The sequence below is a fragment of the Meiothermus sp. genome, assembly GCF_025060375.1.
Taxonomy (GTDB): Bacteria; Deinococcota; Deinococci; order Deinococcales; family Thermaceae; genus Meiothermus.
The window spans coordinates 41,389-52,053 of record NZ_JANXCG010000006.1; the positions used below are offsets into that span (position 1 = coordinate 41,389).

Annotated in this window: 12 protein-coding genes and 1 tRNA gene; 7 read left to right on the forward strand and 6 right to left on the reverse strand. The window is 65.3% G+C overall.

Annotated elements, in window-relative coordinates; all coding sequences use genetic code 11:
* The first annotated feature begins 10 nt into the window (after positions 1–10).
* The 3 genes from NZ849_RS00910 to NZ849_RS00920 are packed head-to-tail and all read left to right on the forward strand — an operon-like array spanning position 11 to position 2,837.
* Positions 11–1,519: a PASTA domain-containing protein gene (locus NZ849_RS00910; protein ID WP_295403090.1), complete on the forward strand. Its 1,509-nt coding sequence runs from the start codon at positions 11–13 to the stop codon at positions 1,517–1,519.
* Positions 1,516–1,845: a YraN family protein gene (locus NZ849_RS00915; RefSeq protein WP_295387332.1), complete on the forward strand. Its 330-nt coding sequence runs from the start codon at positions 1,516–1,518 to the stop codon at positions 1,843–1,845. The genes NZ849_RS00910 and NZ849_RS00915 overlap by 4 nt, the downstream gene beginning before the upstream one ends.
* 23 nt (positions 1,846–1,868) lie before the next feature.
* Positions 1,869–2,837, forward strand: coding sequence for an NADPH:quinone oxidoreductase family protein (locus NZ849_RS00920; RefSeq protein WP_295387331.1), 969 nt, complete (start codon positions 1,869–1,871; stop codon positions 2,835–2,837).
* 3 nt (positions 2,838–2,840) lie between these two features.
* Here the strand turns inward: NZ849_RS00920 and NZ849_RS00925 are convergent, their stop codons facing one another.
* Genes NZ849_RS00925 through NZ849_RS00945 form a run of 5 tightly spaced genes read right to left on the reverse strand, consistent with a single transcriptional unit; the run spans position 2,841 to position 7,498 of the window.
* The gene (locus NZ849_RS00925) at positions 2,841–4,205 is read right to left on the reverse strand and encodes an acetyl-CoA hydrolase/transferase C-terminal domain-containing protein (RefSeq protein WP_295387327.1); all 1,365 of its coding nucleotides are present in this window, start codon (positions 4,203–4,205) and stop codon (positions 2,841–2,843) included.
* 37 nt (positions 4,206–4,242) lie between these two features.
* Positions 4,243–4,893 (reverse strand): DUF502 domain-containing protein, encoded by a 651-nt coding sequence (locus NZ849_RS00930; protein ID WP_295387325.1) that lies wholly within the window; start codon positions 4,891–4,893, stop codon positions 4,243–4,245.
* 57 nt (positions 4,894–4,950) lie between these two features.
* Positions 4,951–5,865, reverse strand: a complete 915-nt coding sequence (locus NZ849_RS00935) for an LptA/OstA family protein (protein ID WP_295387321.1) — start codon at positions 5,863–5,865, stop codon at positions 4,951–4,953.
* Positions 5,862–6,431 carry a hypothetical protein gene (locus tag NZ849_RS00940; protein WP_295387319.1) on the reverse strand — a complete coding sequence of 190 codons (570 nt, stop codon included), beginning with the start codon at positions 6,429–6,431 and terminating at the stop codon, positions 5,862–5,864. Before NZ849_RS00940 ends, NZ849_RS00935 begins: the two co-directional genes overlap by 4 nt.
* Positions 6,432–6,475: 44 nt before the next feature.
* On the reverse strand, positions 6,476–7,498 hold the full coding sequence (locus NZ849_RS00945; RefSeq protein WP_295387316.1) for a peptidoglycan bridge formation glycyltransferase FemA/FemB family protein: 1,023 nt from the start codon (positions 7,496–7,498) through the stop codon (positions 6,476–6,478).
* A gap of 68 nt (positions 7,499–7,566) precedes the next feature.
* Between NZ849_RS00945 and pheA the strand changes: the two genes are divergently transcribed.
* Both pheA and NZ849_RS00955 read left to right on the forward strand, forming a co-directional pair.
* Positions 7,567–8,415 (forward strand): prephenate dehydratase, encoded by an 849-nt coding sequence (gene pheA / locus NZ849_RS00950; protein WP_295403096.1) that lies wholly within the window; start codon positions 7,567–7,569, stop codon positions 8,413–8,415.
* A gap of 3 nt (positions 8,416–8,418) precedes the next feature.
* Entirely contained in the window at positions 8,419–9,348 is a 930-nt protein-coding gene (locus NZ849_RS00955) for a GTP-binding protein (RefSeq protein WP_295387313.1), read from the forward strand.
* 24 nt (positions 9,349–9,372) lie between these two features.
* On the opposite strand, the gene NZ849_RS00960 is transcribed toward NZ849_RS00955, so the two are convergent.
* A tRNA-Ala gene (locus NZ849_RS00960) sits at positions 9,373–9,447 on the reverse strand.
* A gap of 168 nt (positions 9,448–9,615) precedes the next feature.
* Here NZ849_RS00960 and rpsB point away from each other — a divergent pair.
* Positions 9,616–10,353 (forward strand): 30S ribosomal protein S2, encoded by a 738-nt coding sequence (gene rpsB / locus NZ849_RS00965; protein ID WP_295387311.1) that lies wholly within the window; start codon positions 9,616–9,618, stop codon positions 10,351–10,353.
* Between the two features lie 27 nt (positions 10,354–10,380).
* The coding region (gene tsf, locus NZ849_RS00970) for a translation elongation factor Ts (protein WP_295403093.1) at positions 10,381–10,665 on the forward strand (285 nt) is incomplete at its 3' end.

Genomic DNA, 10,665 nt, shown 5'->3' on the forward strand with positions numbered 1-10,665 from the left:
ATAATCGCTTGTGGTGCCACTGTTGGACGAGCAGTTCAGCGTCCTGGCTGAGGTAAGCCGCCAAGGGTTTGTGCGGCTTTATCAAGTGGAGGCCTCGGGAGGGCAAAAGGGGTGGCTCTTCTGGTTTGAGGTGCACACCCCCGAGGCCCGTACCGCCTTCCACCGCTACAAAAACGCCATCCGAAGGCTCGAGACCCAGGGGTTTTTGCCCGAAGGGGTGGTGGTCTCGGCCAACCCCGGGCGCTACTACGCCTTCTGGCCGGAGCGACCTAAGGGCCTCCTCAAGACCCGGCGGCTCAAGCCCGTCCTGGAAATCCTGAAGCCCTTCGGCTACAGCGAAGCCGACCTTGAGCTGGGCGAGGAGAACGGCCAGGTACGGGTAGTGCGGCTTTTTCCCCAGGTGGGCCATCCACCTTCCTCACCCCAAACCCAAACGGAAGCTATGCCCCCCCCTGCACACAAGGGAGCTCAGCCTCCCGGCGCCCGCAGGCGCTGGATAGGCTGGCTACCGGGACTCCTAATGCTGGCCTTGGGCAGCCTGGCCCTCCTTGAGGCGGCCCATCGCTACCTGAACCCCCCCGAGTACGTGCTGCCCGACCTGGTAGGTAAAACCCCCCGGCAAGCCCTGGAAGCCGTGCGGGGCTTCGGCCTCCAGGTGGAGTTCGCCGAGGGAAGCGACCCTTCCCTGCCCGAGGACCGGGTGCTGAAGCAGACCCCTGACCCCGGCACCCGGGTTAAACCCGGGCGGAGGCTCGAGCTGGTGGTGAACAAGCCCCGTCTGGGCAACGTCCCTACCGTGGTGGGCCGCTCTTTGGAGGACGCCCGAAGGGCCCTCGAGGCCGCTGGCTACCGCGTCGCCGGGGTTACCCGCATCGCTAGCGGCGATACCGCTGACACCGTGCTCGCCAGCATTCCCCGCGAGGGACAACCCATCCGCCCTGGCGAGGGGGTGCGCCTCCTGGTCTCCAGCGGCGCCCGCTCCCCTATCCGCGAGACACTGGTGCCCGACCTAAGCGGCCTCACCGAGGAACAGGCCCGCTACATCCTGGCGGTGGCCGAACTCCAAGCCCAGGTAACCCGGGTCCCCTCAGGCGCCCCTGAGGGCAGCGTTATCGCCCAGGAACCCAGCCCTGGGGCAACCCTAGCCCGGGAGTCAGTGGTCCAGATCATCGTAGCCACCCAGCCAGGCGCCAACCTACCCAAGACCTCTCCCTTCCCCCCACCCCGTCTAGCCGCCCCACCTCCCCCAGAGCCTCCCCCATCCCCTGGGTCAGGGACTCAAACCAACCCGACCCCCCCCGGCCCAGCAGAGCGCCGGGTAGTGGTGAGCTATACCCTGCCCGAAAATCTACCCAACGCGGTGGTGGTTATTACCGTGCAGGACGAGGTTATCGTCAATACCCTCTTTGAGGGCCCCGTGGAGCAGCCCTGGAGCTTCAACCAGGAAGTGGTGGTCCGGGGCAGCGCAATCCTGCGGGTGGTGGTCAACGGGCAGTTGGCGGTGGAGAGCCCCTTATGAAAGGGGATTGGGCCGAGGCGCTGGCTTGTCGGTACCTGCTGGGCAAAGGCTACACCCTGCTTGGGAGGAATCGCCGCACGCCCTACGGGGAGATAGACCTGTGGATGCAAGACGGACCGACCTACGTGGCGGTGGAGGTTAAACAGCGCCGCGATGCGGCCTTTGGCACCCCCATAGAGGCCCTAACCCCGGCCAAGTACCGCCGCATCTACCGCTCGGTGCTGCACCTCCTGGGACGGGACGACGTCATGGTGCGGTTTGAGGCAGTCTTGGTCTACGGCACGGAGGAACGCCACCGCCTTGAGCACCTTCGCCTCGAGCCCTAAAGGGCTCGGGTATGCTGAATCGCATGAAAGCCATTCTGGTAGAAAAGCCCGGTGGTCCCGAGGTTCTCCAGCTGACCGATCTTCCCATCCCCCGGCCTGGCCCCCAACAGGTACGCATCCGGGTGGAGGCCGCAGGGCTCAACTTTGCCGACATCCTCTACGTGGCGGGGGAGTACCTCACCCGCACCCGCTACCCCACCGTGCCGGGGATGGAGTTTGCCGGGATAATAGAGGAGCTGGGCGAGGGAGTAAAGGGGCTCCAGGTAGGCCAGCGGGTAGCCGCCCTGGGCAGCGGTGCCTTTGCCGAGCACGCCTTGGCCCCGGCCCAGGCCGTCTTCGCCATACCCCCCCAGTGGAGCTCCGCCGAAGCCGCGGCTTTTCCCGTCTCCTACCTGACCGCCTTTTTCGCCCTGGTCACTCAGGGGCGGGCCCAGCCCGGCGAGTGGGTGCTCATCCAAGCCGCCGCCGGCGCTTTGGGAACTGCCGCCATCCAGGTGGCCCGGGCCTTAGGGCTTAGGGTGGTGGCCCTGGCCAGCCGAGAGGAGAAGCTGGAACTTTGCCGCCGCCTAGGCGCCGAGGTGGCCCTCTTGAGCACCCAGGAAGACCTGGTCGAGGCGGTGAAGGCGGCCACCGGTGGTCATGGGGTGGACCTGTTGATGGAGGTGGTGGGAGGCGCTGGCTTCGCCCAAAGCTTGAGGATGCTGGCCTACCGCGGCCGCCTGCTGGTGGTTGGTTCGGCCTCCCGCAGCCTGGCCCAGATGCACCCGGTTGCACTGATGAAGGGCAACCAAAGCGTGGTAGGGGTCTGGCTCACCCCCTTTCTGAACGACCCGGAGGCCATGCGGGAGGCTACCGACTTCCTAACCCCCCTTCTCACCTCCGGTCGGCTCCGCCCCATCGTGGGGGAGCGCTTCCCGCTGGAAGAGGCTGCCCGGGCCTTTGAGTTCATCCTGAGCCGAAGGAACACCGGTAAGGTTATCCTCGAGCCATAGCCCTCAAGAAGCCCCAAAACCTGGGTAGACCCGGGGCAGCAACCCCCGCTCAAAAGCCGCTCGGCTAAGCTCCTCGCGAAACCGGGGGTGCGCGATCTGGATGAGGGCCTGGGCCCGCTCGCGCAGGCTGCGGCCGAACAGCTCGGCCACCCCGTACTCGGTCACCACGTAGTGCACATCGGCCCGGGTGGTCACCACCCCAGCCCCAGGCTGCAGCAGGGGGACAATCCGGCTCACACTACCGCCTTTGCCGGTGCTGGGCAACGCGATAATGGGTTTGCCCCCGGGACTGGCCGCAGCCCCGCGGATGAAGTCAAGCTGCCCCCCGAAGCCCGAGTAAATCCGGGTGCCGATGGAATCGGCACAGACCTGGCCGGTGAGGTCTACCTCCAGGGCGGAGTTGATGGCCACCATGCGCTCGTTGCGGGCGATTACGGAGGGGTTGTTAACCCAGTCCGCGGGGCGCATTTCAAAGAGGGGGTTGTTGTGGACAAAACGGTACAGCCGCTCCGAACCCAGTACGAAGGTACCCACCACTTTGCCCGGCAGGAGGGTCTTGCGCTGCCCTGTCACTATACCCCGCTCCAAAGCCTCCATCACCCCATCCGATATCATCTCCGTGTGAACCCCAAGCTCCTGCCGGCCGGTGAGGTGGACCAGCACCGCGTCGGGAATGGCCCCGATGCCGAGCTGCAAGGTAGCCCCGTCGTCAATCAGGTCGGCCACGTACTGGCCTATGCGAGCCTCTACCTCACTATAGGGCTCGCGGGGGAGTACCGGAAGGGGAAAGTCCACCTCCACGAAGGCCGCGAATCTGGAGATGTGCACAAACGCGTCACCCAGGGTACGGGGCATGCGCCGGTTGACCAGAGCGATGGCCCGCCGAGCGGTCTCGATGGCGGCCTTGGTGGCAATTACCTCCACCCCCAGGCTTACAAAACCAAACTCGTCCGGGGGAGAAACCTGCACCAAGGCGTAATCCAGCGGCAGCACCCCCCGCTTGAAAAGCCAGGGAATCTGGTGCAGCGAGATGGGCACGTAGTCGGCCCTCCCGCTGTTGACCGCTTCCCGGTCAGCCGGACCCACGAAAAGCGAGCGGCGGCGGAAGTGGCCCTCCATCTCCGGAGCCAGAAAGGGGTCAGCGCCGAGCTGAAGCACGTGGACCAGCTCCACCCCCTCCAGCTCGTCCTTGCGGGCCGCCAGGGCCTCTAGGAGTGGGGTGGGGGTAGCAGCATTGCCCGAGACAAACACCCTGGAGTGGCTTCGCACCAGCCGTGCCGCGGTCTCGAGGTCGGCCAGCCTGCTTCGGTACAGCTTCTCCACCTCGCTGCGGCCAAGGGCCTTGCCGGTTCGGGAAAATCGCTTCATGCCCCCATGCTACCCCCACCTGTAAGACCGGAGGTCCTCAAGACTGGGTCTGCTCAGGGTGGGCCCAAAGCTGCCGAGCCCGGCTTTCGGGGAGGATGAACCCTGCCGAAACCACGTATTTGAGGGCGTCCTCTATGCTGATGTCCAGCGGAATCACATCCGCGGTGGGCACGATGATGGCCATCCCCGAAGCGGGCACCGGGCTGGTGGGCACCAGCACCACCGTATAGCCCTCCGGCAGGGGGGAGAGCCGCCGGCCCACCTGGGGGCTGGCGATAAAGCAGAGGGTGTAGAGTCCTTTTCGGGGATACTCGATCAGGGCCGCCCGCTGAAACTGCATCTCGGGCTGGCCCAGCAGGGTCTGGGCGATCTGCTGCACCGCGTTGTAGACCTCCCGCACCAGGGGAATGGTCTTTATGCTCCGATCCAAGGCTGCAAACAGCACCCGCCCCACGTAGTTGTTCGTCAGCATGCCCACCAAGGTCACCAGCCCCAGGGTTGCCACGATGGCCAGGATAGGCAAGAAGGGCATCATCCACCGGGCCGGCTCCGCATCAATGGCCCGCAAGATACCCTCAATGATGCCGTTTGCCCAGTTGTAAACCCAGACCAGGACATAAAGGGTTACCGCGATGGGTAGAGTAGAGAGCAGTCCTGCAATGAAGTAGCGGCGAAGTCGGTTGCCCATAGGCCCTACGCCCAAGTTTACCGGTTAGGGCGTGGGCTCGAGCCAGGTGGGGGCTGGCTACGGCTCACCCTGCTTACGGAAATCGTCCATCGGCAGCCTGGGCACCTGGGCCAGCACCCGCACCTGGGATCGGTTCACGTTGTGCAGGAGGGCCCCTCCCGAGAGGGTTGCGCGCTCTTTAGCGTTCACACTGCGCGCTGGAACGTTCTGGTTGCCCAGCCGCCCCCCTACCACCGTGGCCTCCCCGGTGTTGTCGTCGTAGACCATTCGCACCCCCGTGGTGGTGATGTCCCCGTCCACCAGGGTCACCCCGCCCGTAGCCAGAAGCCGCTTCTCCTCGGTCAGGCTGCGCACCTCCTTAGCCCGGATGACGAGGTCTCCTCTCCCCTCCCGGCGGCGGACCAGCACCACCTCCTTCTCGTCGCTAAAGACCGCCAGACCCCGGTCCTCCTCGTAGTAGACCTGCTGCGACTGCCCTTCCTGGCGGCCATTTTTGAGGATCACACCCCCTTCACTGGTGGAGATGTTGGTGTCCACCTCAAAGGTCATGCGGGGTGCGGTCACCTCCACCGGGTCGTTGCCCTTCTCCTTGGGCTCCTGGCGCATGCGCGCCCCTCCCTCCAGCACCCCCCGGCCGTTGCTCTCGCGGTAGACCAGGCGTGGGCCGCTCGCAACCATCCGGTCCCGCTTGACGGTCACGCCCCCCTCGAACGAGGCCACCCGCTCTCCCTCGGCCTCCTGCATGGTCTTACCCTGGGGGGCCTCGAGGGTGGCCCTATTTGCGCTGATCTCCAGGTCCTTGACCCGCCCGATCACCCCACCGGGCCGGCCCGCCTCGTAAACCCAGGGGCCCATCCGCAGGTTGCCAGAACGCTGACCACCCGGGGCTTCAATGGTAATGATGCGCTGCTCTTTGGTCTGGGCCAAAACGGCTAGGGCCAGGAGGAAAAGCAAAAAGCCAAGGCGTCTCATGAACTACCCCCTTCGATAGGGCAAGGTGGCTGCTCCCCCCCGGAGATGAACCGCTCCACGGGATCGCGCCAGCTCGGGTTTTCTATGCCAAAGTCGCTTCTGAAGTCTTTGCCCCTCACCTCCAGGCTGGGCGCGGTGATGTGGACGCTGGGCGCGCGGAAGCCCTCCCGCTGGTCTATGACCACCGGCGGCTCCCCTGGACTCCCCAGTTGCACCGTGTAGCATCCCCTGAGAATCTCCACCCGGGCGTAGGGCAGGTGCAGGTTGTCCGAGCGGTCTATGGTCACTTCCGGGGCGTAAAGCCGCAGGTCCAGCCGCTCCTCCACGAAGCGCCTACCCGACTCCAAGCCTGTAACCCGGGCCTCGCGGGTTCCAGGGTCCTGCTCAACCCGCCGCGCAGCAAACTCCCAGCGAGACCGAGGGTCTTGCTCCGGGTAGAGGGTGAGCCGGACATTCTCCAGCCTAACCCCCCGCTCGGGGGCGGCAGGCGCGGGCAGTGGGCGGCTAGCCAGGTAGAGCGAGAGCAACAAAACCACCGCCAAAGCGGCAACGGAAGCACGAACCACGGCTAGAGGGTAGGCACAGGCCAGCTAAGAAGCGTGAAGTAGGGCTAAAGGACGTCCCGCAGGGTTCCGCGGGTGCGGTAGTTGATCCAGCTCTTGCGCAGCCGTATGGCCCTGGTAAGCGGCGCGTACAGGGGCGAGAGGGGCAGGTCATAGGCGGGGAAGCGTACCCGCCGACCCCCAAACCCCTCCTTGAAGCTATCAATCCCAGCGGCGTGGCTGCCCTCACGCCTGCGGGGCACCCCCCAGAGGTCGTAGGTGTGGCAACCGTGTTCCACACCCCAGAGCATAGCCCTCCAGTGCATCCCGTTGGAGGCCTTGGCATGGGTGTGCTCGCGGGAGCTACCCCCATAGAGGTAGTCAACCCTCCCCGCAAAGGCCACGAAAAGCCCTGCGGCCAGGGCCTTCCCCTCTAGGCGGGCGATGGAGATGAAAGCCCGCCCCAGGGGCTGGTTCATCTCCCGGAGCACAGCCTGGTAGTAGCTCTTGGCGTGTTGCAGAAGCCTGGCCCGGCGGTTTGTCTCCTCAAAGAGAACCCAGAACTCCTCAAAGGCTTCCTCGCCCTCTATGCGAGCAACCACCCGTTTCTCGGCTAAGCGGGTGTTGCGGCGGTGCATGCTCTCCATCTGGGCCAGCAATCCCTCCCGACCCAGTCCAAGCTCGAGCCATATCGAGTACTCGGGCTGGATGGTCTCGCCCAGGCGCAACCCAGGGAAAACCGGGGCTGGCTCCGAGGCTGGCTGGCCGGTCTCGGGCTCGAGCTTCACATAGGCCGCCCCCCGCGCCACCTGGCGCAGCGCCTGGGCCACCCTGGGCAGGTCTTCCACCCTCCGCAGGGCCGGACCCCGGGGGGCGTACAGCATGGAAAAGGGCCCCACCAACCGGCGGCGAAAAAGCTGCACCGCGGCCACCAAGGTACCCCCTTCGTAAAGGGCCAGGCGCTCGGGCTGCCAGCCCGAAAGCCGCTTGACCTCCCCCCAACCCCACGACTGCAGGGCGCTGGTGATGGGCAATGAGGCCACCAAAGAATTCCACTCCTCGGCACAGGAAACCGGCTCAATCCGCAGCACGCCTGATTATGCCTGAGGCCGCAGGCCCCTGGTCAAGCCCGGGTATACTGGCGGGTGTGGCAACCGTGATGCGCATTGCCTTCCAGGGCACCGAGGGCGCCTACAGCGAGGAGGTCTCCCTGAAGGCCTTCCCAGGTGCCCAGACCATCGGGATGCCCACCTTTCACCAGGTCTTCTCCGCCGTAACCGAGGGAGAGGTTGACCTGGGGGTGGTTCCGGTAGAGAACACCACTGCCGGTATCATCAACCAAACCTACGACCTCCTCCTAGAGACCGACCTGCACGTGGTAGGGGAGCTGGTCTTGAAGGTGGACCACTGCCTGCTAGCCCCACCTGGAACCCGCCTGGAGGACGTCCGCAGGGTCATCAGCCACCCCCAGGGTCTGGCCCAGTGCGATGGGTTCATCGCCCGGTACAAGCTCGAGGCCATTCCGGTCTACGACACCGCAGGGGCGGCAAGGGCGCTGGCCGAGAACCCCGAGCCAGGGCTAGCGGCCATCGCCAGCCGTCGGGCCGCGGAGCGCTATGGCCTGGTGGTGCTGGCCCAAAGTATCCAGGACTTCATCGGCAACTACACCCGCTTTTTCGTCCTCTCCCGGGAGGACTGGCCCCGGCGGGAGGGCCCTTACAAGACCTCGGTGGTCTTCACCACCCGCCACCGTCCGGGCGAGCTTCTGGCGGCGCTCAAGGCTTTCGCCGACCAGGGCATCAACCTCACCAAGCTCGAGTCCCGCCCCCGCCGCAACCCCGACCGGCCCGTCTCCCCCATCTTCTACGCCGACTTTGAGGGCCACGCCGAAGACCCCGGCCCCTCCCAAGCGCTTCTGACCCTCCTGCGCCGGGCCTCCTTCGTGAAGGTGCTGGGCTCCTACCCAGCGGTCACAAGCTGGGGCTTCCTGAAGGACCTGGAGGACTAGTCCATGGCAGAAGCGCAAAAGCGCACCCCGGTGAGCGTGGTAGGTGGCTTTCTGGGCGCAGGCAAGACCACCTTGGTCAACCACCTTATCCAAACCGCCAAGCGCCGCTTTGGCATCATCGTCAACGAGTTTGGCGAGACCGGCATAGACGGCTCGCTCATAGAAAACGTGGACGCCGACGGGATAGCTGAGCTAGCCAACGGCTGCTTGTGTTGCGTGGGGCGCGAGGACCTGGTCTCGGCGCTGTTCAGGCTTGTGGACCGGAAGGAGCGACCCGAGCACATCCTGATTGAGCTTTCGGGGCTGGCCGACCCGGTGCCGGTAGCCCAGGCCATCCTTGACCCCTTCGCCCGCACCCGCTTTGAGCTGGACGGCATCATCGGGGTGGCCGACGCGCGAAACCTCGAGCGCACCCTAGGAGAGGTTCCCGAAGGAGCGGTACAGCTCGCCTACGCCAGCGCGGTGGTGCTGAACAAAACCGACCTAGCCAGCCCCCCCCAGGTGGCCGAGGCCCGGGCGCTGGTCCAGAGGATAAACCCCCTGGCCAGGGTCTACCCCACCGCCAAAGGCCGCCTCGCCCCCGAGCTGCTCCTGGGGCACCGGAGCTTTCACCCGGACTGGACCCCCCAGGGTCACCACCACCTACACACCCCCCACCTGCAAACCTTCACCCTAAAGGCCACAAGGCCCCTGGAACGCCAAAGGGTCAACGCCTTCATCGACCGCTACCTCATCGGTCGGCCAGACGCAGTCCTCCGCGCCAAGGGCTACCTGAGCGTAAGGGGCTTCAAGCGGCAAATCCTCCTCCAAACGGTGCGCGAGATCTTCAGCTTAGAGGAGTCCAGCCGCCCGGCCGAGGCGCCTTCTGAGCTGGTGGTCATCGGACGGGGCTTGGACCGAAGGGAATACGAGGAGGCCTTCCAGGAGCTCTGAAGCCTGGAAAACCTTGGGGAGTTCTGGTGGAGGCGGGGGGATTTGAACCCCCGACCTTGTCCTTGCAAAGGACCTGCTCTCCCGCTGAGCTACGCCCCCGCAAGGGGGGAGTATAGCAGTCCCTTGGGCTTCCGTAAAGGGCAGCTTTGGGCTATACTTCCCCTTTGGGTGCGCCGAGAGCGGCCCCGGGGGGTAGGGAACGGTGCCCGGGGGGTCCGCCAAGGCGCCAAAGAAACGCCCACTCCAACCGTCCCGTTAGGAGAACACATGGCTGTGAACGTATCCATCAAGGAGCTTCTGGAAGCCGGGGTGCACTTCGGGCACGAGACCAAGCGCTGGAATCCCAAGATGAAGCGCTACATCTACGCTGAGCGCAACGGGATTTTCATCATTGACCTGCAAAAAAGCATGCTCGAGCTCGAGCGCACCTTCAAGTACGTGCAGGACCTGGCCATGCGGGGGGCCACCATCCTGTACGTGGGCACCAAGAAGCAGGCCCAGGAAATTGTCCAGCAGGAGGCGGAGCGGGCCGGTATGCCCTACGTGAACCAGCGCTGGCTGGGGGGGATGCTCACCAACTTCCGCACCATCACCGCTCAGGTCAACCGTCTGGCCGAGCTGGAGGCCCTTTTTGAGTCGGAGGAGATCAAAGAGCGGGTCAAGAAGGAACAGGTTCGGCTCAGGCACGAGCTCGAGCGGCTGAAGAAAAACCTGGGGGGCTTTCGGAAGTTGCGCCGCCTGCCCGATGCTATCTTCGTGGTAGACCCTACCAAGGAGGCCATCGCGGTCCGGGAGGCGCGCAAGCTGGGCATCCCGGTCATCGCCCTGGCCGACACCGACTCCGACCCCGACTTGTGCGACTTTATCATCCCCGGCAACGACGATGCTATCCGCTCAATTCAGCTCATCGTGAGCCGGATGACCGACCTGATTGTAGAGGCCCGAGGCGGTGGCCGGGAGGCCACCTCCCCAGAGGCCGAGGAAGCCCCGGTGGCGGAAGCCTGAGCCCTGGGGAGAGTTAGGGGAGAGACTATGAGCCAGCTCGAGCTAGTCAAAAAACTCCGCGAGCAGACCGGCGCAGGCATGAGCGATGTGAAAAAGGCCCTGGAGGACGCGGGCTGGGATATGGAAAAGGCCACCACCTTGCTGCGCGAGCGGGGAGCCCTGAAGGCGGCTAAGAAGGCCGACCGCGAAGCCCGCGAGGGCATCATCGGCTACTACATCCACCACAACCAGCGGGTGGGGGTGCTGGTGGAGCTCAACTCGGAAACCGACTTGGTGGCCCGCAACGAGGAGTTCCAGCGCCTAGCCAAGGAC

Excerpts from the sequence above, each read along its gene's own strand:
- NZ849_RS00925 (WP_295387327.1), bottom strand. The coding sequence starts at position 4,205 with ATGAAGCGATTTTCCCGAACCGGCAAGGCCCTTGGCCGCAGCGAGGTG.
- NZ849_RS00915 (WP_295387332.1), top strand. The coding sequence starts at position 1,516 with ATGAAAGGGGATTGGGCCGAGGCGCTGGCTTGTCGGTACCTGCTGGGC.
- NZ849_RS00930 (WP_295387325.1), bottom strand. The coding sequence starts at position 4,893 with ATGGGCAACCGACTTCGCCGCTACTTCATTGCAGGACTGCTCTCTACT.
- rpsB (WP_295387311.1), top strand. The coding sequence starts at position 9,616 with ATGGCTGTGAACGTATCCATCAAGGAGCTTCTGGAAGCCGGGGTGCAC.
- NZ849_RS00935 (WP_295387321.1), bottom strand. The coding sequence starts at position 5,865 with ATGAGACGCCTTGGCTTTTTGCTTTTCCTCCTGGCCCTAGCCGTTTTG.
- pheA (WP_295403096.1), top strand. The coding sequence starts at position 7,567 with ATGCGCATTGCCTTCCAGGGCACCGAGGGCGCCTACAGCGAGGAGGTC.
- NZ849_RS00920 (WP_295387331.1), top strand. The coding sequence starts at position 1,869 with ATGAAAGCCATTCTGGTAGAAAAGCCCGGTGGTCCCGAGGTTCTCCAG.
- NZ849_RS00955 (WP_295387313.1), top strand. The coding sequence starts at position 8,419 with ATGGCAGAAGCGCAAAAGCGCACCCCGGTGAGCGTGGTAGGTGGCTTT.